This window comes from Enterocloster citroniae (genome assembly GCF_040545455.1).
Classification (GTDB): Bacteria; Bacillota; Clostridia; order Lachnospirales; family Lachnospiraceae; genus Enterocloster; species Enterocloster citroniae.
Map to the genome: position 1 here is coordinate 83,512 of NZ_JBEPLZ010000009.1, position 22,359 is coordinate 105,870.

Here is a 22,359-nt window from a genome sequence, read left to right on the forward strand (position 1 = left end):
TATCTATCCTTATCCTAATTGTAGGAACCGCTTTACCCCAAAGGGGCAGCGGTTCCTTGGTTGATTAAATTGTTGCCAGTATTTCCTGAGCCTTAGCCAGACGATCCTCCGGTACATACAGCGGTACGCAGCAGCCTGGTGCAAGGATCAGACGGCCATCCGGAACCTGATCCATGGAAGCTTTCAGGTGAGCCTTCAGTTCTTCATCAGATGCTGTGCCCAGAACCTTCAGTTCCTCTACGCCGCCGATGAGAAGCTTATCGCTCTTCTTGCGTGCATCAGCCAGGGAGATATCTACCAGCTGGTCATGCCAGTTCAGTGCTGCAACAGGATACTGTGACATGATATCGAACATAGGTGCATTTCCATGCATATGCATGATATTGAACCACATATCCTTAGCTGCTTCCAGAACTCTCAGGTCGTAAGGACGGCCAAATTCTTCGTACTCAGCAACGCTCATCTTATCGTAGGTTCCCAGCTGGCTGGCAAAGAAGATACCGTCAGCTCCCATCTTAGCCATTTCCTCAACCAGCTTAATGGTTGTCTGGCAGATGGTCTCAAGGCCCTTGTGGAACAGTTCAGGATTGCGGCGCATATGTACGAACATCTTGTCGCCAGCCATCTTAATAGCGGTTGTCAGTGGGTTGAAGATTGTGATAACAACAGGAACCTCGCCCTTATAGTGGTCAACAACGCCCTTTGCAGCCTCGATGGTAGCAGCCATGGAACCCTGATCCATAGGAAGTACGTTCAGCTTAGCCCAGTCTTCGTCATGTTTAATACCGAAATCTGTAACAACACCTACGCTGGAGCAGGTCTCCGGCCATACATTGTCGCGCTCCGGCCACTTAATAGCTGACCCCCAGTCCTGAACGCTGTAAAGGCCCTGGTATGTTACCTTAACGAAATCCCACTGGAAACGGTCCTGGAACTGAATGATCTTTTTAACAAGTTCCTTCGGATCCTCGTCATATGGTGGGAAGTGTTTCCAAAGGTTCATGGATTGTGTATCCAGTTTTTTGCCCTCTAATAAAGCTTTGATTCTCTCGGTCTTAGTCATGATAATACTATCTCCTCTCTTAATGTGTGATATATTGTAAAAAAGTCTCCTTTTGTAAGGATTCAGGTGTTAAGCCGGGAATGCGGTGGGAACCAGCATCTTTGGCAGGAACAGGAACAGGTTGGGGAACAGTACGCCCAGGAAAATAACGATTAGGGTCACGCCAATGATAGGTGCAACGCTCTTAAATGCCTGGGGTATGGTGATCTCTCCAATCTGGGAGGTGATCATCAGGCAGGTGCCGTATGGAGGCGTAACCATGCCCAGTGACAGTGTCAGCACAACGATCAGTCCCATATGGACATCATTGATACCAACCACAGCTGCAAGCTGCTTTATAATAGGAAGGAAAATAATAATAGCTGTAATGGGGCTCAGGAATGTTCCGATAAACAGCAGGAACAAGATCAGGAGCAGGTAAACGCCCAGGTAGGAGTCCGTGATGCCCAGGATCGCATCTGCGATCATCTGCGGTGCGTTCAGGTAAGCGATCAGCCAGCCCGTAACACCTGCGGCAGCCACTGCAAACATGCTCAGGGAAAAGTCCATGGCTGTTTTCAGCAGGATCTTTGGAACATCTTTGATCTTATAGGTACGGTACACACAGAACATCAGGATCAGTGCATAAAAGCAGGAAATGGATGCTGACTCTGTGGCAGTGAACAATCCGCTGCTGGTGCCGCCCAGGATGATCATGGGAAGGAAGATAACCGGAAGGGCTGCGCGAAGAGCCTTGCCCCGCTCTTTCCATGTGTATCTCTCCCCTCTGGGGTAGTTATGTTTAATTGCCATATAATATGTATACATACACTGGGCAAATGCAATAAGGAAACCAGGAACAAAGCCTGCAATAAACAGTGCGCCGATGGAAGCGCCGCTCATGGCTCCGTACACAACCAGCAGGACGCTGGGAGGAATGATAACACCCAGAGTGGATGAACAGGCAGTGATGGCAACGGAGAAGCCGCTGTCATAGCCGGCTCTCTTCATGGCCGGAATAATCATGGCGCCGATACCGGCGGCATCAGCCTGAGCGGAACCTGAAAGATGTCCGAATAAAAGGCTGATCAAAACATTTACATGGCCCAAACCGCCCCGTATGTGCCCCACAAAGGCATCGCATATGGCAAAGAGCCGGTCCGTGATACCTCCCTTATCCATCAGCTGCGCCAAAAGCATAAACAGCGGAACTGCCAGAAGTGAAAAGTTGTTCACTGAACTGTACATACTGTTAATGGCGCTGGTAAGAGGAAGGCCCATCTTTATAATAACGATCATGGAGGAAAGTCCTAAAGCGTAAGCAATCGGGATCTTGATCATGACCATAATGGCGAAACTCACTAACAAAATTAAAAGCAATTGACCGTTATCCATTGAGATCCCCCTTCTTATTAAATAGTGAAATCATCCGTCTTACATCATTGACCATATGAATCAAGGTGTACCACATCATAAAACACCCGGACAGAGGAATGCACATAAAGAAATATGCCTGCGGAATGTTAATAGCTGTGGATAAACGCTTCATACCCATAATGGTGTAAACCGAGCCATAACGGATCAATACATAAAAGAAGATAATGCCCGCAATATTACTGATAATGTCCAACAGGCAGTTGGACTTTTCAAAACGGTCAGGCAGGAATGCCAGCACATAGTGGGCGCGGTGGCGGACAGCAATGGCGCTTCCAAGAAATACCGCCCATACAAAACACACAACACTGATGTCATTTGCCCATACCATGGGAATCTTCAAAAAATTACGGCAGACAACCTGCAGGGAAATTATAACAACAAAGGCGGCAACCGACAAAGTGCCAATACCCTCGCAGACCTTTTCAATCAGGTCTGAGAATACTTTTACAAAGTTTGAAATAGCTTTCATATAATTTTCCTCTCCTATTGCGTAAAGGTACTGAAAACACCAGTTTTCACATTGATATCTGTGATTACTTGATCAGTCCGTTGATCAGGTCCAGGAATTCCTGTCCGTTGCAACCGGAGGCAATCTGCGGATACAGTTTTTCAACAATTTCTTTAAACTCAGCCATGTCAGGCTCGCATACGATCAGACCATGGTCTGCTACCAGCTTGTCAAGCAGTGTATCATCCGCCTCATCTGCGATCTTGGTGCCCAGTTCCGATGCCTCAATGGCAACTTCCCTGATCAGCTGCTGGTATTCCTCAGGCAGTTTGTTGTAGCTGAGTTCACCCATGGTAATGTGGGTTGGTGTAAACTGATGAGCTGTCTTTATGTGGTAATTGGCAACCTCATACAAAGCGTTGGTATCAAATGCAGCCAGTGTGCACTCAAACGCGGCAACCGTATTACTCTGGATCGCGGAATAAATATCATTAAAGCTCATGGATGTGGGGATGGTTCCCAGCGCTTCCCAAACCATTGCTTCCGTAGCGGAGGAGGTGGTCCTGATCTTCAGGTTCTTTAAATCTGCAACTGACTCAATGGGCTTATTGGTGTGCAGGTCTCTCTGACCTCCGTTGCTAAGTCCCAGAAGAATCAGGCCCAATCCGTTATCATCATACATTTTCTGTATGTAGTTAAACACTTCGCCGTCCGGAGTCAGAACGCTTTCAAATGCATCACGGTCCGGGAACAGGTATGCCAGTGATAAGATCTGGAACTGGTTTACAAAAGGAGCTGCATTCTGGGTGGATCCGATTACGATGTCCAGGGCACCTGTACGCATGTCATCAATGGTTCCTTCATCATTTCCCAACTGACCGCCCGGGAAAACAGTGGCTTCAATAGCACCGCCGGAACGCTCTTTCAACTGATCAGCCATGTACTGACCCATCTGGACCCATGCATGGTCGCCTGTTACAACAGTGGCGATCCTTAATTTAAACTCGCCCTCTTTATACTTGGATTCGGTTGCTGCTGAGGAAGAATCAGAATCAGATTTTGTGGTAGCCTCCTCAGATTTGGCCGGAGCCTCTGTTGCTGAGGTCTTTGCGTTGCTTGAACTGGATCCGCATCCTACCATAGAAGCGGTCATTGCAGCTGCCAGCACAAATGCCATAAGTCTTTTTTTCATAAATTCTTTTCCACCTTTCTTTTTCATCATTTCTTTTTCATCATTTTTATGATATCCCCCTGTTGTCAAATTCACCTGACAACATATCGTTTAGTCATATACCTCGGGCCCATATATATTAAGGTATATGGCTTGATCGAGGGTGATCCACCCCTTCTTTTTATTCTGCCCTGTAGCTTAGCGGCGGTGTTTAGTTCCTGCTAACCCATAAGCAAAATTTTAATAAATAAAATCACGTTTCACTATTTGATATCGTCATTATAACAGTGCATTTTGCATAAGTCAATACGGGAACTATAATATATTTTAGGAATATTTTATAAGATTTAAAAGACATTGACAAACCTGGTTTAGATACTATATAATAAAATAACATGAAATAAGATTTTAAATATTGAAATATCATGACATAGATATTTTATGAAAATACAAATACGTGAAAGACCTTGTAACCGGCAGAAACCTGCCCCGGGCGCCCCATGGGATCTTAACGGAAATGTAGCGGCGGCTGTCTATTGTGGAAACAAAGCAGGGCATGTTATAATAGGTGGAAGGTTTCAAAGTATGTTGAAAGGAAGTGCAATTTTGGAAAAAGCAACCGGCAAGGACGGAACACAGTCAAATCATTCCGCAGGAAAGCTGCTTATGATTATAGAATGTCTGGCAGATAAATCCGAGCCAGTCCGTCTCATGGATATCTCCAAGGAACTGAAGATGAACTCCAGTACAGTGCTGCGCTTTCTCACTGCTTTGGTGGATAACGGTTATGCCAAGCAGGAGCCGGAAACAGCCAGGTACAGCCTTACTTATAAGATATGTACCCTTGGAAGCAAGGTAAGTTCCCATATCGGTATCAAGGATGTAGCACGTCCTTATATGACCGAGCTCTCCATGTTGTTCGGAGAGGTTGTCTGTCTGGCCGTGGAACAGGACCGGGAAGTAATCTATATTGATATTGTCCAAAGTTCCACGAAGATGCTCAGAAGCATGCAGCGCATCGGCCACATAGCACCGCTCCACTGCACCGCGATCGGCAAACTGCTCTTACTGAACTACACGGACGAACAGCTGGACCATGTGATCGCCGACAAAGGTCTGACCAAATTTACAGAAAGCACCATAACCACAAAGGAACAGTTGGTGGAGGAGCTGCAAAGCATCCGCTGGAATGGGTATGCCTATGATGATGAGGAGTGCGAAATCGGCGCACGCTGCATCGCCTTCCCCCTATATGACGTGGAAGGCAAAGTGATCGCCGGAGTAAGCGTAACCGGCCCTACCGCGCGCATGTCCATTAAGCAGATCCAGCTAAAACTCCAGCCGGCCCTTCAGATCATAGGAAGGCTGCGGAAGGAATTGGGATATACGGGATAAGGGATTTTTCAATGGATTTTCATGGGGGCGTTCAACGCCCGCCAATCCCCCCTCACCCTTTATCCGTATTGAAGTCATCTTAGCACTCCTCATGATCAAAGTCAATCTTTTTCCAGCACCGCTCCCCCGCAATAGGGCAAATTGTACAATTAAAAAGGACTGGTCACACTGGCCGGACCTAAAAAGGATTCCTCTGGCCGAAACAGCCCGAGGAATCCTCTCTTTTGCATATCATATCTCACCACAGACGTAATAGAAGCGCTGAAGCATTTGTGCTAAGCTTTACAAAGGGCATCTTCCCTCATCTGACGGGTGGACCATGGTATCAGGAATACCATACGGATATATCCTCTCATATTCAGCCTTCAGTTCCATCAGATTCTCCGTGCAGATGGTACGCCGCCCTGCTTCTATCTCCTTTACCATGTCTACCAGTTTTTTGTTAAGGGGAAGTGAAAGCCCCAGTTTTTCCCCCATCTGGACCGTAACCCCTACAGTACCATCAATCTCACTTTTGCGATGACGCACCGCCAGGTCACGGTATAGACCTGTATAGTTTTTGACCATAGGCCGGTAATGGTCCGCAGTAACTTGCAGCGCCTCCTTAAAGCGGCCCTGACGGTACAGATCCGGCCGGAAGTCGTCAAAGGACACCAGTTCTATTCCAAGCTTTTCAGGAACCTGCATGGCCTCCAGCGCAATACATGCAATGGTTTCCTGGGTGGGCCCATACTCCATCCCGCCAGGAATAAGAAGATGGGTGATCCCCGTGGCAAACATGGCGCAGATATTCACCTGTTTGCTCCAAAGCTGACGCATCACCTGGCCGCTGATCTCCACCTGCTGGAAGGGACTAATAAACTCCCGCAGATGTTCCAAACGCTCTGTTATCCTTCCGTCCAGTTCCCCGATCACAAAATTGCTATGTCCTCCGAATTGGATGACCCCTGGCTCTATGTAATCTGCCGCCCAGTTTACAAAGGCGCCTACCACCCGGTTCTGGCCCACATACTCAGCGATTACATATTCGTTGATGCCATTTTGCAGACTGACCACATATCCGTCTTTCTTTAGCAGAGGAGCGATCTTCTCCATGGCCGCTCTGGTATGCTGGGTTTTAGTCGCGAGAAACACCACCTCCAGCGGTTCCCCCAAGTCATCAATATGGACTGCTTTTACCGGAACCGTGAAGTCCCCTCCCCGGGGATCACGGATGGTCAGCCCTCTCTCATTCATAGCCCGGATATGGTCAGGAACAGCGTCCACATACAGGATCTCCGCCCCGGCTCTAGTAAGCCAGGCTGCCATGGAACCTCCGATCGCCCCGGCTCCCACTAATGTATATTTCATTTGTACCCTCCCCTGTTTTGTCACATTCCGGCATTCTCCAGCCGTCTGGCGGCCTGTATGAGAAAATGGCGGACCCTGTTTCTGTTACGCAGCAGCTGGCGTTCAAGGAATTTGAATTCATTGCTGTTCCTGTCCATGGATGCCAGTTCGGACAGCTGGTCAAATTCCGGAAAAGCCGGAATGGGTACAGCCAGATCGGCCTGGAACAGGTCGCCGTCTTTACAGTAGTGCACCGGTATAAGGATTCTGTTCAGATCCATGCAGAGATCGTTCAGCATGCCTGCCTTTTGAGTATCAGATTCATTCAGCTGTTCCAGGGTGTTCAGGCGGGTAATTTCCCTGTCCAGGGTCAAGAATTTATCTTTTAACCCCCCAACCAGTTTCATCACCTCCGTCAGATCAAAGGCGCCTGACGCAACACTCTGGTAATGTTCCAAATTCCCCATCATCTCATCCGCCAGTTCCGCATAGGAAAATGGATATACATTGGCCATAACCACTCGGGCGATCGCTAATGCAAATATCTGGGCATCCCTGCGCAGTTCCTCCTCCCCCAGATGTTCAAATACATCCTGGGTGGTGTGCCAGTACCAGGGAAGTCCGGGCATAAAGGTTCCCTCCCCCTGTCCATCCACCGGCTGCAGGGACAGGCATTCAAACAGGGTCGGTACGCCGTGAGCCCAGAAGGACTGGTCTCCATTCCGCTGAATACGCATGTATTCCGGATCCTGACCGGTCCTTTCCCTGACCACCTGACGCCCCAGGGCATAGCACTGTTTGTTGCACTCTATATGGGAAAAGTTGTTGGATCCTTTGGTTCCTACCGTGTCTATATCAAAGTTAGCCACTGCATGATCATGCAGATCCTCCCAATAGGTATCCCCATACCAATTGCTGCCGCTGTAGCGCCCATTGCTGTGGCCGCTCCACCATACGAACCGGATATTTACGTTCATCTTGTCCTTGTACTTGCTGAACACCCGGGCCAGTTCCAGGACCACGGCATTAGAACCGCCATTGTCCGCGCCCCCTTTATGCCAGGAGTCCACATGTCCTCCAAACATGACAAACCGGTCCGTGGGTTTGTCCGCCTTCAGCTCTGCCACACACACAGGCACGGTGCGAAATTTAGTAGACACCTCGGTTACCATCTTTACACAGGTCTCTCCCCGGTCCAGACTGTCTAAAAGCCGTTTGCCGTCTGATGCATTTACCGTCACCACAGGTATCTTGGAGAGCATGCCCACTGTGGAGGGAACCGGCTGGCCCCAGATGGGGCTGATGGACATATTGTACGGGTAGTCTCCGCTGGTAATGCAGATGATCCCGGCAGCTCCACGGTTCTCCAGCGCCTTGCAGGGAACCGCCGAAGCCAGACCATTCATCACGGCGATCCTGCCCGTGATATCCTCCTGTCCGTTGGCAGGCTTTTTACCGCCCACGTAAACCGCTTTCCCCTCCAGGCCTGCTTCCCCTGTGGAAGCGCCATAGCTGTGGGTAATGCAGGAAGATAGTTCAGTCCCGTCCTGAAGGGTCAGGCTGCCAAAAACAGGCAGGCTGATGTAATTCTCCACATAATGGATGTCCACATCCAGCCCCAGTTCCCCCATCACACTGCGAAAATACTCAGCCGCCCGTTTTTCTCCCGGGCTACCCGATTCCCTGTCCTGGCTTGTGATGTATTCGGCGTGCTCCATCAGTTTTTTGCCGTCCACCTCCTCCATCAGCTTGATTTCTAACTCTTTATTTATCATCTTATTACACTCCCTCTCTTGTCTGATCCGATATTCCCAGGTACAAAACCTGGAATCTCAGTCTGCAAATGGTACCCGTCCGCAGGATTCTCCTCCGTCTATGATAAAGTCACTTCCAGTAATCCAATCCCCACATTCGCTTGCCAGGAAGCAGACCATTCTGGAAATATCCCTGGGCGCACCAGGACGCCGCAAAAGAATACGCGGGATAATATTGGCCCGCACAGCATCCTTGCTTGGATCGCCCTCCCAGCGTCCAACCTCCACGTATCCCACCGAAACCGAGTTGACATTGATATGCGCAGGCGCAAGCTCCAGAGCCATAGCCCTGGTCAGGCCCAGTATCCCCGCCTTGCTGGCACAATAATTGCTGAAATTCACACGGCCTGAATGAGCCGCACCTGAAGTAATATTTATGACCCGGCCAGGCGTACCCGCGTCAACCAAACGCCGGCATACCTCTCTTGACATATACATGGTTCCCTTTAAGTTAATATCAATTGTATTGTTCACCTGATCATCACTCATCTCTACCAGAGGGGCTACATCATAAAAATATCCCGCATTATTGACCAGTATCTGAACCGGCCTGCCATAAAACTCCATGGCCTCCTCTGCCATGCGGCTGCAGTCCTCCGAATGGGAGATATCTCCCTGAAGGACGCAAACCCTGCGCCCCATTTCCCTTATCTGATCAGCCAGTTCCTCGCACCGCGCCCTGGACCCTCTGCAGGTCAGGACCATATCAGCCCCCAGACCTGCCAGATCCAGACTGAGAGCTCCGCCGATCCCTCCTCCGGCGCCTGTTACCATTGCTATTTGATTGGATAAATCCATGGAAATCATATACCTTCTCCTTTCATGACTGCCTTATTTTTCCTACGCAGGCCCTCATAAGCCGGAAGGCCTGCTATAATGATGATACATACGCCAATGATCATATCCCGCTTTCCTTAATTCAGGAAAATACCGGCTCCCGGTCCAAGAGGCAGCTTCAGGAAATAGAATACCAGGACCAAAAGGAAAAATGCGATCAGATACGCGAACGCATAAGGCATCTGCATCGAAATCAATGTACCAAGTCCAACCTTGTCCTTCTGGCTCACTTTATAGGATTCCAGGAGCCCCAATGCGATGGGGACATTAAGTTCAACAGGAGACAGGATATTAAAGCATGAGTCACCAATACGGTACAGGACCTGTGTCATGGCCGGACTTATGTTCAGCATGGCCAGCATGGGAACCAGGAAAGGTGCCAGCATAACCCACTTTCCGCTATTGCTTGTGATAAAGAGGTTACAGAAGCAGGACAATAGGATGATCAGGATAAAGAGACCAATATTCCCCATATTCAGACTGATCAAAAGTTCTGCTCCTTTGGCAGCCAGAACAGTAGCAATACCGCTACGTGAGAACAGATCCACAAAAATACAGGCAGTCAGACAGACAACCATAAATGAAGCCGCCATATCCAGACATTTTTCCATCATCAGAGGAACATCCTTCCATGCCTTTATCTTACCGATCCCAATACCATAAGCCGAGCCTATAATCATAAAGAAAAAGAACAGCAGCGGTATAATCATGTTCAAGAACGGTGAATTAGGTATCAAAGTTCCATCCGGGCTGCGCATAAAAGAGTTCTTTGGAATACAGGCAATTACAAGAAGAGCTATATAGATCACAGTAGCCCATCCTGCAAATTTAAGCCCCCGCGCTTCCTGGCTGGTCACCTTCATCTTTTCCAGTTCGCTGGCGTCCTTTTTCAGAACAAGTTCCGGATGCTGGCGGTTCAGGTGAGGAACTGTTACGTATTTAGTGACTACCACACAGACAGCAGTGATAATAAAGGTTGCCGCTGCCACGAAATAATAGTTAATAGCCGCATGGGTAGGCGCAAGCGCACCGGTGGCATCCACAATATGGTTAGCCTCAACAATCTGAGCAGATATTCCAGCCAGAGTTGTATCTGTAGCCGCAATCATCAAACAGGCCGTGTAACCGCCATTGGCTGCCGCATACCCCATGATGATTCCAATCCACGGATGCAGTCCCAGAGATTTAAACACAGCGGCTGCTATAACCATGGTAAACACCACCCCGGCGCCAAATCCTATGCTGGAATTGACACCCACAAAAGACACAGCGATGAAAACGATCATGATGGGAGCGCCAATTACCGCCTTACGCATCAGAGCATCAAAAAGGCCCAGCTTTTCTGCATATCCCACAGCCACTGTCATAAAAATCAGCATGCCCAATGGATAGTAATTTACGAAGATACTAATAAAGTTTGTGAGATAATGGGCCAAGGTCTCGAAAGTCATCAGGTTCGTGACCTGGGCAGTGGTTACCTGAATGGCCCCATCCACCACGGTTTCGTAAGAAGCTGACCAATTCATGCCGTGCAAAACAGCACTGAGTACCACCGTAATCAGAGCCAGGCTTGCAAACAGCCAAAATGGATGCGGCAAGAGATTCCCCACCTTTTCAATGGCGCCCATGGATCGCTCTAGCCAGCTTTTCTTAACTACTTTTTCATCATCTTCCTTTTTCATTAACATTCCCCTTTCTTTTGTATGGAAGCGTCAAATCCAACACTCCATTTTTTATTAAAAACCTTAGATTTTAAGGTTTTATTCACTTTTTGCAAAAAAAATGCATGAACAAATAAACATGTCCATGCGCTCTGTCTTTTTGACCTGAAAGATTTGGCTTCGTCGGTGCATCATTGCTTTCCAGAGTATCGTCCAGTATTCGGTCCTTTTGCCTGAGAGTTCTCCGCTTCCCCTTCGGCGCCGCGTCCTGCACGGTCTCTCCCGAATCTATCATCCGATAATATGTAGTTGTCCGTAAATATTTGACTCTTCGTCCACTCTTGCTGAACCTATATTAGCACAATTAACGATTTCAGTCAATAGATAAAGTTCTTGAATTTTGGCAGTTTTAACTATGTAATTTTCAATTAATCAGAGGTATTATAAGCAGATTTTCTTAAAAAATGTTTTTTTTAATAAATTTCGCACTATTATATTGTGAAATTATACAATACCCCCCCCCCCCCCCTCCCTCCATCCAAAGTTTTATCTCAATTATAAATGCACAAATCTGAAAATTAAACAAATTAAGACATCATACTCTTTTGTTATACGCTGTTTATGCTTAAAAAACAACAATAACCATAAAAGATGATGTCTTATAAAAAAGCAAATCAAATTCAGACTTATTTACAACTGTTCAGAGTCCCATCCTATGACTTCCGCTTTGCCTCACTTATAAAGACCTTGGCCCGTTCCGGGTCAATTGGATTCTTCATATCCCCGTTCTTGATCCAGGTGGCAACGGACACGCCGTCAAAATATTGCATCAGCTCATGGATGTTGTCTCCGGTGGCTCCTCCGCCAAGAAAAATGGGCGTGTCCTTTACCCTCTCCCTGGCTTCCTTGACCATACGGATGCTCTCATCCACAGACTTACCGGACATAAACAGGCCGTCTGCAAACGCCTCATGGACACACTCCCATGCAGCATCCCCCACCGGCTTTCTGCCCAGGGGGATTCCGTGCACCTCGTGCACATCCGCATAGACGGGCACCTTGGATCCGGTGCGTTTTCTAAGGTTTGCGATGTCCACACACTGGGCCTGAAGGATACCGGCGCTGGTAACGCTTGCTCCTGTAAACAGGTGCTCCACCCTTACAAAGTCCGCTCCCACCGCATCGGCCACGGAAAGGCCGGCCACTCCGTCCCAGTTCATAAGGATCCCCATGAGCAGTTCAGGAAAACGTCTCCTGATCTCATAGGAGATCCTGGTCATGTAGGCGATCGCCTCGGGACTGGATTCCTGTTTAATGGGCATGTCGTTCATATTCTGTACAATGATTCCGTCAAAATGGTTCTCCGCCACCATTTCCGTCTCCCGCAGGGCCATATCCACGATCTCCCGGATCCCCATCCCCGCGTGCCGGTAACTGCCGGGCAGCGGCTCCGGCTGGATCATGGACAATACGATCTTTGAACCGCGTCCTAAACAATTCATCTGCGTTCTCTCCTTTTCCTCATCCTATACTCCCCTTAAATTCCGGCTGTACTCCATGCTGATCCCATACATCTGACCAGAGGGTATCACACCCTTTTCAGTCACAAACCCCCGGATGAACTCCGGTTCCACACCCACCAGCTCGGGGGTGATAAAATCAACGGACCCCCTGTCCAGGTCCTCTCCCCAGTTCGCTGTCAGCTTTTCCTTCAGGTCATCATATACCAGCTTCTTCCTGCCGCCAAACACCGGCCTTATATCAAGCTTGATCAGAGGTGTAAGGAAATACAGCGGTACCCCGTAATGCCTGCATATCAGGCCCACTATATCAGAGCCTGTGGTATTAAAGCCCGTGCCGTCCGGATAAAATGTCTCCGCGCCCATGAAGGCGCCATGGCAGTCCTTAAGATAATACATCATGGACGCCTCCGGGATAAACTTGATCTTATGCCCGGACTCCAGGCACGCCTTTACAAAAGGCCTTCCCCCGTCAATGATCCGGCTCTCCGCAATATAGACCGTATACTGCTTTCCATTCTCCTTTAATCCCCGGAGGAATTTCTCAACCGTGCTGGAATAATCGTATACAAATATGGTCTCCATGGTCTCCGCCAGTCTGACCCCATAAGCCACACACTGCTTCACTGCCTCAGCAGCCGTCCTGGCATAGCTGTTCTTTGTCTCCAGTATCAGGGGCGCCGCTTCCTTCAAGTCCATCCCTGCATAAGATCTGATATTATGAGTCATAAGCAGGATCGCATTGCTGACCGCCTGGCTGGCCTCCCCTCTTGTGGCGATAAAAAAATCCGCCACCGCCAGGATCTCATCAATCACCTGGTCCGCGGGCCTTTGTTCATCCTCTCCCCTTCGGACCACGGCTTCGATCATATCCCCGACCATGGCGATATGATTGCTCGCCCCCAGGACCCTTTGCTCCACAATTGAATCAAATACTTCCCTCATAGGGCCGGGCAGTATATTCCTTACGTTGTTTTCCATTTTAATAAATCTCCCCTTGTGCGGCGCGGATACAGGATCCGCCCCGCATTTTGTTATCTCAATTGCCTCAGCAGTTTCCGTTGACTCAGTCAAGCCCCAGTATCCTGGCGCCGTTTTTTCCAAACAGATACTCCCTGTATGTTTCATCCAGATGGAACATATCAAACACATCCAAAGAGCATCTGGTCAACCGTTCCGGATAGGATGAGCCAAACACCAGCTTCTCCTTTGGAAGGCTGGTCACTGCTTTCTTCAGAATCTGGACCTCATACTGGTTGGAGGTCTCAAGATAAATATTAGGGATCTCCTTTCCCAGGTCCACGCAGCCATATCCATAATCGAAACATCCCATGTGAAGGAACAGGAACACAAGGTCCGGATGCCTTCTCACATGTCCCAGCCACTGCTGCGGCATGGAGCGGGAGCCGATTCCGGTAAATACCTTGACCGGAACCCTGCGTTCCTCAGCCACTGCAAGCACATCCTCAATCCCGCTGCATGCATCGGGATAATAGCCGTGCTCCACGGAATTAAATTCCAACATCACCATGCCGGGAAGCTTTAGGGCTTTCCTGGCTGTTTCGGCGCAGTTATCCTCCTTTGGGTTGATGACCGCGCAGCCGGCCAGACGGTCCGGATAAGCGGACACCAGCTTTGATATATACCGGTTCCCCGCTTCCACAGGCCAGCCATCCAGGGCAGAAACCACGCGGAAGTCAATCCCGTTCTTCTCCATATCCAAAAGGAGTTTTTTCTCCTCTTCTTCCTGTCCTGCAGGATTCCTCTTAATATGCGAATGGATATCAACGATCATCCTTCTACCTCCAGTCTTATCCCAAAATACCGCAGTAAGTTCCCACAATACCCACGATCATGGTAACCAGGATCAGTTTAACTGCGGATATCTTCTTTTTGGAGATCAGCAGATACATAAGCCCAGTGTACAGCATCCCCAGTATGCCCGGCATCAGCCCGTCAAGGGTTTCCTGGATGCTGAGCACCGTATCGCCGCTCTGGTACACAATGGGAATGGAAATGACCACAAGGGCCGGTATAAATCCGCCCACGATCACATAAGCCGCAATGGCCGCCAGCTCTGAGATCCTGCTGATCAGTCCGCTGGACTGTATCTTTTCCACAAATTTAACGCCCTGTTTATAGCCCTGGAACACCCCCAGATACCTTACGCCCAGCGACACGATGGACATGCCGATCACAAAGAATATGGGCCCTATCCAGCCGAGTCCCGCTGTGATAAGCGAAATGGCGATACCTGCCAGGATGGGTCTGGCCGTACCGTTTAAGAGGGAATCCCCCAGTCCTGCCAGAGGTCCCATCAGGGCGGTCTTAACAGCATTGATAGAATCAGGGTCAATATCGCCCTCCGTAGCGTACCGCTCCTCCATGGCCGCGGCCACTCCCACGGGAATGGCTGAAGTGATGTCATTAGTAAGGAAATATTCCATATGCCTTGCATATGCTTCCTTCTTCTCCTCAGGGTCCTCATAATACTTTTCAATCACAGGCATCATTGCCTCTGTAAATCCCGCGTTCTGCTGGCGCTCATAGTTGTTGGTACCCCTGATGGTAAGCTGGTGCAGGAATACCTTCCATAAGTCGCGGTTTGTAAGCTTGTTCTCATTCCCGTTGTTCTCTGTACTCATATCATTCTCCGTCCTTTCCCCAATCACGCGTTTGCATCCGCAATCTTAAAGTAATAGTACATGGCCACACAGATCACTGCCAAAAGGGCGATCCCGATCATGTTGATATTCAGGTATGCTGCCACAAAGAAGCCTAAAAGGAAGAAGGGCCAAAACTTCTTTACCTTAATGGAATTGAGCAGCAACGCAAAACCGACCGCTCCGATCATGCTGCCTCCCACTGACAGGCCTGTGATGACCTTGGCCGGGATGGCGTTGATGATCGCCTGCACATAAGATGCCCCAAAATAAATGGCCAGAAATGTGGGAACGCCGTACAACAGGGCGTTGGCTGCCATGGGAAAGATCAGGTTATTGGCAACGATCCCCCTGGTATCCAGGCGTTCCGCCGCCTTTTCCACGCGGTGCATCAGGTATACGTTGATCACTGAATTCTGGAATGTCTCTGCCATCTGTCCGATAAAGGAAACAGGAAGTGCGGTCGCCACGGCCAGATCCGTTCCGCCTCCGCCCAGGATAGCGATCCCGGTTGCAATGGCTGTGCTGATGGTGGGATTGGGCGGCACTGCCGTACCCACAAAGATAACAGCCAAAAACATAAGTTCCACCGTAACACCCACTGCAAAGCCGGTCTGCACATCCCCCATGATCAGACCCACCACCGGGCCGACCACCACCGGACGGAATATATGCGTCTGGGTCGTATGGGAATCAATAAAAGCAACCGTCACAAACACTGCTACCAATAATGCCTGCATAAATAAACTCATAACCTTATCCTCCCCTTATTATGCCAACTTACACTTTTTCAGAAGTTCCATCACATCCTGGCTGCGCTCATTTGGAACCGCCCGCACTTCCAGTCTTACGCCATGTCCATAGATCCCCTTAATAGCCTCCACATCCTCCGGGAACACCCACAGGTTGCCAAGCACTTTGGTCTTGCCCTTTTTCATGTTCATATTTCCCACATTGATCTGATCTTTCTCAATCCCCGCCTCTATGAACTTCAGGGCCTGCTCCGGACCGCGCATAAGCAGCAGCACCTTTCCGCTCCCCTCGCCTGACTGGATATAGGCAATGGCGTCATCCACGCTGAGGATCTTCAGGGCAATGGAATCCGGTGTGGCCATCTTAAGAAGGGACTGCTGGAACTCATCCTTAGCCGCCTTGTCATCCGCCACAATAATAGTCTTTGCATCAGCGTAGGCAATCCACGCCGTAATGATCTGTCCATGAATCAATCTGTCATCAATACGAAATACGCTTATATCCATCTCTTATAACCTCCTCGTTATGAGCACTTGGAGACCGTATTTTGGTCTCCTACGTGCGATACATGTCACTGGCACTTAGCGAGGTCTCCCACGAGCTTAGTGCAGTGGCTCGTTATGAGCACTTGGAGACCGTACTTTGGTCTCCTACGTGCGATCCTACAGTTCACTTAATCCAATGGTGGAGCCGCTCTGCTGCTGTAAATACTCAGCCAGGTCCTTAAGTTTAATATCCGGGTTTCCGCACTGTACAATGGCCTCGATCAGTATAGGAAGGTTCATCCCGTATATGACAGCCACGTCCTCATTCTTAAAGGAATACCTGGACACCACGTTAAAGGGCGTCCCTCCCTTGATATCGCACAGGACCAGATACTGGTTATCCGGTGAAACACTGGTTATCTTCTCCCCGTACAATTCATCCAATTCATCCGAACCCATCTCCTCGCCAAAGGTAACGTAATCCAGGTGTTCCTGTTCTCCTACCAACATCTTCACCGACTGCATCATCCCCTCAGCCATGCCGCCGTGGGATGTAATTAAAATGTGTATCATTTTCCTGCCTCCAATCTCTTTATAAACACCTGGAAGAATGGCTCCAAAGATATTCTGCGTTCTTATGGAATATATACTCCAGCTTTTCCTCCGGTACTTTCAGCTCATAAAACTTCTCAACCTCTATGTTCACAGGCTTATAAGGCCAGTCCGTCCCAAAGCACACACGCTCAGGCCCCAGCACATCGATGGCCTTAAGAAGCACATCCACATCCATCTGACCGGAAGTCTCAACCCATACATTCTTTAGATCCTTCACCACCTCTATGGCGGAAAGCCCAAACTCATAGTAACCGATATGGGTGAAAAGGAAATTGATATCCGGAAACTTCCTGGCATATTCAGCCCAGGTATAAGGCGTTGAAAAGGGAGCGGTCCCCACATGGGTCTGCACATGCACTCCATACTTGCGGATCTCGGCAAAGATATCATTCAGCGCCGGCGTATTATCCGGGTAATATCCATGCTTCCAGGAATGGAACTTCACACCGTCCATCCCATAATCTCCCAGACAGCGGTTCACCTCGTCAATGGCGTCCGGCGCCTTGGGATTAATGAATGCATATCCCTTAATGACCCCCGGAAATGCTTCCATGGCCCTGTGGACCAGATCATTCTGTGCCCTTGTGGAAATACCTGACAAACTGCTGATCCCTACTTTTGATATCCCGTAGGCCTTCAGGTCGTTCACCAGATCTTCCGGTGAATTCTCATCCCCCGAACTGGTCTTTCCCAGATGAGAGTGAATATCATAGATAAGCATCTGACCATCCTCCTGACTTGTGGTTTTAACATATTATGATTATAACGTTATAATCATAATATAGTAAACTTGAATCATTTTGTCAATAGTTTTTCCAAAAATAATGTACAATAAAACAGGGATACCGGATCCTCATCCGATATCCCTGCCATATTTTTCTCTTATATCAGTCCAGACGCAGCTCCACCTTATATTGATAGTAGTCTGGATTATAAAACATCTGAACATACTCAAAGGGGTTCTTATCCCCTGAATAGGTCACCCGCTCCTTGTAAAACACAGCTGTCTGGGGTTTCAGTCCCAGCACCTCCAGTGTCCGGTCCGATGGCGTCTTCACCTCCAGAACCTCAGACGCCGTGGTGGGCACGATTCCATTGGCCCTCAATATGGCATAGAGGGACACATCCGGCCCAAACTCCTCCTCCCTAAGCTTCAGCCCGGAAACCATCTTAATGTATGATTTGTGAAGGCCCACTGCCACATCCTGACGGTACCGTTTCCGTTCAATATAAAAGACAGGCTCGCCCTCCTCTAATTCCAACAGCTGTGCGATCCGCTTTTCCGGCACCAGTTCCTGAAAATCCAAGAGCCGGGAGCTGGCCCTCTCCCCGTACAGGCGGACGTCATCCGTAAAGCTTGTAAGCTTTTTCATGTCATAGGCATGCTTTGCCTTACAGACAACCGTCCCCTTCTTTCCCCGGTTCTTTTCCACCAGCCCTTCCTGGGCCAGCATCTCTATAGCGCCCCGGACCGTCACCCGGCTGACCCCATAAATCCGCTCCAGCTCAGGCTCCGAGGGAATCCTTTCTCCTGGCCTGAGGAGACCGCTTTGAATCTTCTTGAGCAAATCCAGATAAATCTGGTAATGCAAAGGGACCTTGATTTTCTTATCTATCACTGAATCCACACCTCTACCCGCCTTCCCCTGCAATACAGTATGAAAGTTTAACATTGTAATCTTATGATGTTACTATTATAACATCTTATTTGGTTTTTTTCATCCTCTTTTTGCAGGATGAAAAAGCAAACAGCCGGCTGTCACCAGCCGGCCGTCTGCCCATACCCATACCTAATCTTCTATAATCTCATATCTGAACCAGTCAAAATCCGCATGGTTCTTTGACTTTTCATGACCGGACGAAGCATACATTCCCAGGTATGTGCCCACATATCCATCGGCCACCAAAGTGCTCAAGATGGAGCCGTCAGCGCCCAGGACCACCACCCTTTTGTCCCGTTCCTTTGAACCGCAGTAAAAATCATAGCGCCCTTCGCTGCCTTCTACAAACAGATAGACTCTGCCTGAACCAATCTCGGAGCATCCGATCAGCTCCCTGGTTCCGTTAACCACACGGTAACAGCTGATCCTGGGTTTTCCCCTGTGGATTTCCTTTACCAGGAGGAAAGAAAAACGTTCATTCTGGGTCAGGACCAGCCCAGCCTCCTCACCGTCCCTCAATGGTTCAAACTCCATGGCGAGCGCTGCCTGAAAATTATAATGCTGCTGCCGCCGCACAAGCATGGCCGGAGTTTCCATATCCTCCAGCTTTACCGGCAGCAGTTCCATTCTCAGATATCCGGGCCGCTGGGTCAGATCATGAAACGGAGTTTGTACAGGGCGCCTCATGCACCAGATCATGTCCAGGGATTCATCCTCAAAATTGTCCACCCTGCTGTGGAGAGGCGGACGGTTGTAGGAAAGGCCCGGCCTTCTCTCCTCCAGGTTCACCATCCCATTATGGTTGTCCACCAGAGGCCACCCGTCATAGTCCCAGGCAATGGGGACCATAAACACCTCCCGCCCCAGATTAAACTGCGCATTCCTGTTGCGGTCAGGGGTACGGATCCATTTCCTTGGCTGGTACCGCTCATAATCATCGATTTCCTGCTCATAGGGCCTGATCCCCAGCAGGAGCATATACCACTCCCCCTCCTGCGTCTGAACCAGATCCCCATGTCCTGTCACCGCAACCCCCAGGTCATTGATCAGGCGCAGGCCCCGGTTGGTTACAATGGGATTTCTGGGACACGGCTCATAGGGTCCGAACAAACTCTTACTACGGCAGATATTTACGCAGTGGTTTGTCTGCGTGCCTCCGCAGGCTGTCATCAGATAGTACATGCCCTGGACATGATAAATGTGGGGAGCTTCCATGAACAGGCTGTGATCCACATTTCCATCATATATGATATGGCGTCTGCCAATGAACTGAAAGGTATTCCGGTCCAGCTCGCACAGATAGATCATCTTGTGGGTGGGGTATTTTAGATCTTCAGGTATCATGTTGCCGCAATACCAGATCCTGCCCTCCTCATCAAAATACAGGGATGGGTCGATCCCGTCCGCGCCTTTGATAATCACCGCATCGGACCACTCCCCGGCAGGATCCCTACTTGTAAGGATAAAATTATACCGGTAAGTCCTGCCCTGGACGTCCAGGGTATTCACAATATAAAACATGCCCTTATGGTATCTTATGGTGGCTGCCCACAGACCTTCTGAACTGTCACAGTTTCTGTAGTCCAGCTGGCTTGGCCTTGATATAGCGTTGCCGATCTGCTCCCAGTGCACCAGATCCCTGCTTTTAAACACCGGAAGCCCCGGAAAATAGGAGAAGGAGGACGTAACCATATAATAATCATCCCCTACCCTGCACACAGACGGATCCGGGTATCCTCCCTTGATAATTGGATTGCGAAATGTATCATTTTTCATAACTGCACCTCTAACCATCACTCCTTAACTGCACCTGCCGTCATACCGGCGATCAGGTATTTCTGCATAACTGTAAAAACCGCCAATGTGGGTACGCTGGAAATCATGGCAGCGCACATCAGGTAGTTCCACTGGATCTTGTACGCGTCAGCCATGGTGCTGATCGCGTAGGTGATCGTCTTTTTCTCATCAGCCGACATTAGCACGGATGCAAACATATACTCGTTCCAGTTCTGTAAAAACGCATAGATGACCGTTGCCACCAGCCCGGGAAGGGCAATGGGCATGATAATCCTATAAAATGTATGGAACGCACTGCTTCCATCCACCCTTGCGGCCTCATCCAGTCCGGTGGGGATACTCTTAAAATATCCGTACATCATCCAGGTACAAAACGGAATGCTGAAGGAAGCGTACACGATCAGCAGACCGGTGCGGGTGTTATTTAAGTGCAGGGAAACCAGGATCTTATAATAGGGAATGATCTTCATCACTGCCGGAAACATCTGGGTGACCAGCAGAAAGCTGAGCAGCAGGGCCTTGCCCTTAAATTCATATCGGGACAGTCCGTATCCGCACAGAGCCGCGCATACAACGCCGAATATGGTGGATCCCCCCACGGCTATGGCACTGTTTTTAATGTATGTGGCAATGGGATATTCTTTCCATATATTTACAAAGTTTTCCAGGGTGGGGCCTGACGGAAACAACTTCAGGCCCCTGGAAAGGGTAATATCCGTCATGGATTTAAGGGATGTAATCACCATCCATGACAATGGGAGCAGCACCAGAAGGCAGCCGGTAATAAGGACCACGTACCCCAGCAGCAATACAAGTCTGTTCTTATTTGTTCTAGTCATCGCGCAGCAACCTCCTGAAAACAACTCCTATAAGGTAACATATCACAAGAATATATACTGACTGGGCCGAGGCAAAGCCGTATTTGAAGTAGGAAAACGCATTTTTGTAAATCTCAATGGCCGACACCATGGTGGAACTTCCCGGCCCTCCGGACGTCATGAGCCAGATCATGGTAAACTGCTTAAACACCCACACCGTATCCAGGATCAGGATAGTGGTCAGGATCGGTTTTAAAGCCGGAACCGTTATGTAGCAGAACCGCTGCCATGCATTGGCACCATCTATTTTGGCCGCCTCATACATGTCCGTTGAGATGGTCTGGATTCCCGCCAGTATCTGCACCATAACAAGGGGATACCCCTTCCAGATGCTCACCAGGATCACACAGGGAAATGCGGTTGCCGAAGTGGTAAGCCACCCCACCGGTTCAGATACAATATTAAAATGCATCAGCAGCTCATTGAGGATCCCTCCCTGGGTGTTCAGGATCCATTTGTACAGGTACGCAATGACCACGTCCGGGAACAGCCAGGGCAGTATCAGGATCCCCCTCAAAAGGGTGCGCATCTTAATATCCATGTTGAGGAAGGATGCGAATATAAATCCCAATACAAAGTGGCCTCCAACCACGGTCACTGTAAACACCAGGGTCTTCCACAGGCTGTGCAGGAATGAGGAATCTGTCAATGCCTGGATATAATACTTAAAGCCCACAAAGTTCCATTTATTGACCAGGTTGGTATCAAAAAAACTGATGTAAATGCCGTACATGATAGGGTATAGGACCAACAGAACTATGGTCAGTGTGGCCGGTGTGATAAAGCCATATGGAACCAGCGCCGACTTAAGCTTATTCCGGCTCATCCCTTGCAATTTTCCTTTCAAACCCTT

Annotated in this window: 21 protein-coding genes and 1 riboswitch; of the genes, 1 reads left to right on the forward strand and 20 read right to left on the reverse strand. The window is 49.1% G+C overall.

The features are described 5' to 3' along the window. Nucleotides 1-64 precede the first annotated feature (64 nt). From ABID13_RS14015 to ABID13_RS14030, 4 genes are all read right to left on the reverse strand, one after another. Nucleotides 65-1,063, reverse strand: a complete 999-nt coding sequence (locus ABID13_RS14015) for a uroporphyrinogen decarboxylase family protein (protein WP_007866485.1) — start codon at nt 1,061-1,063, stop codon at nt 65-67. Nucleotides 1,064-1,132: 69 nt separating this feature from the next. Continuing rightward, a complete protein-coding gene (locus ABID13_RS14020) occupies nt 1,133-2,437 on the reverse strand; it encodes a TRAP transporter large permease (RefSeq protein WP_048929936.1) in 1,305 nt (434 codons plus the stop codon). Continuing rightward, on the reverse strand, nt 2,430-2,948 hold the full coding sequence (locus ABID13_RS14025) for a TRAP transporter small permease (RefSeq protein ID WP_007866494.1): 519 nt from the start codon (nt 2,946-2,948) through the stop codon (nt 2,430-2,432). The genes ABID13_RS14020 and ABID13_RS14025 overlap by 8 nt, the downstream gene beginning before the upstream one ends. 64 nt (nt 2,949-3,012) lie before the next feature. Next, nucleotides 3,013-4,119, reverse strand: a complete 1,107-nt coding sequence (locus ABID13_RS14030) for a TRAP transporter substrate-binding protein (protein WP_048930114.1) — start codon at nt 4,117-4,119, stop codon at nt 3,013-3,015. A gap of 585 nt (nt 4,120-4,704) precedes the next feature. Here ABID13_RS14030 and ABID13_RS14035 point away from each other — a divergent pair. Then, nucleotides 4,705-5,493 carry an IclR family transcriptional regulator gene (locus ABID13_RS14035; RefSeq protein ID WP_161797504.1) on the forward strand — a complete coding sequence of 263 codons (789 nt, stop codon included), beginning with the start codon at nt 4,705-4,707 and terminating at the stop codon, nt 5,491-5,493. 282 nt (nt 5,494-5,775) lie between these two features. Here ABID13_RS14035 and ABID13_RS14040 read toward each other — a convergent pair whose 3' ends face one another. The 16 genes from ABID13_RS14040 to ABID13_RS14115 form a co-directional block, all read right to left on the reverse strand. Next, on the reverse strand, nt 5,776-6,843 hold the full coding sequence (locus ABID13_RS14040) for a ketopantoate reductase family protein (protein WP_007866510.1): 1,068 nt from the start codon (nt 6,841-6,843) through the stop codon (nt 5,776-5,778). A 20-nt stretch (nt 6,844-6,863) separates the two neighbouring features. Next, nucleotides 6,864-8,597: a M28 family peptidase gene (locus ABID13_RS14045; RefSeq protein ID WP_007866513.1), complete on the reverse strand. Its 1,734-nt coding sequence runs from the start codon at nt 8,595-8,597 to the stop codon at nt 6,864-6,866. Between the two features lie 57 nt (nt 8,598-8,654). Next, a complete protein-coding gene (locus ABID13_RS14050) occupies nt 8,655-9,443 on the reverse strand; it encodes an SDR family NAD(P)-dependent oxidoreductase (protein ID WP_007866515.1) in 789 nt (262 codons plus the stop codon). 107 nt (nt 9,444-9,550) lie between these two features. Beyond that, nucleotides 9,551-11,155 carry an AbgT family transporter gene (locus ABID13_RS14055; RefSeq protein ID WP_007866517.1) on the reverse strand — a complete coding sequence of 535 codons (1,605 nt, stop codon included), beginning with the start codon at nt 11,153-11,155 and terminating at the stop codon, nt 9,551-9,553. A 190-nt stretch (nt 11,156-11,345) separates the two neighbouring features. Further along, a riboswitch (glycine riboswitch) is annotated at nt 11,346-11,429 on the reverse strand. A gap of 418 nt (nt 11,430-11,847) precedes the next feature. Then, nucleotides 11,848-12,636, reverse strand: a complete 789-nt coding sequence (locus ABID13_RS14060; RefSeq protein WP_048929938.1) for a BtpA/SgcQ family protein — start codon at nt 12,634-12,636, stop codon at nt 11,848-11,850. Nucleotides 12,637-12,660: 24 nt separating this feature from the next. Further along, nucleotides 12,661-13,635: an IF-2B domain-containing protein gene (locus ABID13_RS14065; protein WP_007866524.1), complete on the reverse strand. Its 975-nt coding sequence runs from the start codon at nt 13,633-13,635 to the stop codon at nt 12,661-12,663. An 85-nt stretch (nt 13,636-13,720) separates the two neighbouring features. Beyond that, nucleotides 13,721-14,449, reverse strand: coding sequence for an amidohydrolase family protein (locus tag ABID13_RS14070; protein WP_007866527.1), 729 nt, complete (start codon nt 14,447-14,449; stop codon nt 13,721-13,723). A 16-nt stretch (nt 14,450-14,465) separates the two neighbouring features. Then, nucleotides 14,466-15,299 carry a PTS system mannose/fructose/sorbose family transporter subunit IID gene (locus ABID13_RS14075; RefSeq protein ID WP_007866530.1) on the reverse strand — a complete coding sequence of 278 codons (834 nt, stop codon included), beginning with the start codon at nt 15,297-15,299 and terminating at the stop codon, nt 14,466-14,468. A gap of 23 nt (nt 15,300-15,322) precedes the next feature. Next, nucleotides 15,323-16,069 carry a PTS mannose/fructose/sorbose/N-acetylgalactosamine transporter subunit IIC gene (locus ABID13_RS14080; protein WP_045093512.1) on the reverse strand — a complete coding sequence of 249 codons (747 nt, stop codon included), beginning with the start codon at nt 16,067-16,069 and terminating at the stop codon, nt 15,323-15,325. Nucleotides 16,070-16,087: 18 nt separating this feature from the next. Continuing rightward, entirely contained in the window at nt 16,088-16,576 is a 489-nt protein-coding gene (locus tag ABID13_RS14085; RefSeq protein WP_007866535.1) for a PTS sugar transporter subunit IIB, read from the reverse strand. Nucleotides 16,577-16,732: 156 nt separating this feature from the next. Next, on the reverse strand, nt 16,733-17,128 hold the full coding sequence (locus tag ABID13_RS14090) for a PTS sugar transporter subunit IIA (RefSeq protein WP_048929939.1): 396 nt from the start codon (nt 17,126-17,128) through the stop codon (nt 16,733-16,735). Nucleotides 17,129-17,147: 19 nt separating this feature from the next. Next, nucleotides 17,148-17,891: an amidohydrolase family protein gene (locus ABID13_RS14095; RefSeq protein ID WP_048929940.1), complete on the reverse strand. Its 744-nt coding sequence runs from the start codon at nt 17,889-17,891 to the stop codon at nt 17,148-17,150. A gap of 166 nt (nt 17,892-18,057) precedes the next feature. Beyond that, nucleotides 18,058-18,798 (reverse strand): GntR family transcriptional regulator, encoded by a 741-nt coding sequence (locus ABID13_RS14100; RefSeq protein ID WP_007866550.1) that lies wholly within the window; start codon nt 18,796-18,798, stop codon nt 18,058-18,060. 162 nt (nt 18,799-18,960) lie between these two features. Continuing rightward, nucleotides 18,961-20,607, reverse strand: a complete 1,647-nt coding sequence (locus ABID13_RS14105; RefSeq protein ID WP_048929941.1) for a glycoside hydrolase family 43 protein — start codon at nt 20,605-20,607, stop codon at nt 18,961-18,963. Nucleotides 20,608-20,624: 17 nt separating this feature from the next. Continuing rightward, entirely contained in the window at nt 20,625-21,467 is an 843-nt protein-coding gene (locus ABID13_RS14110) for a carbohydrate ABC transporter permease (protein WP_007866567.1), read from the reverse strand. After that, nucleotides 21,460-22,353: a carbohydrate ABC transporter permease gene (locus ABID13_RS14115; protein ID WP_007866568.1), complete on the reverse strand. Its 894-nt coding sequence runs from the start codon at nt 22,351-22,353 to the stop codon at nt 21,460-21,462. Before ABID13_RS14115 ends, ABID13_RS14110 begins: the two co-directional genes overlap by 8 nt. Nucleotides 22,354-22,359 lie beyond the last annotated feature (6 nt).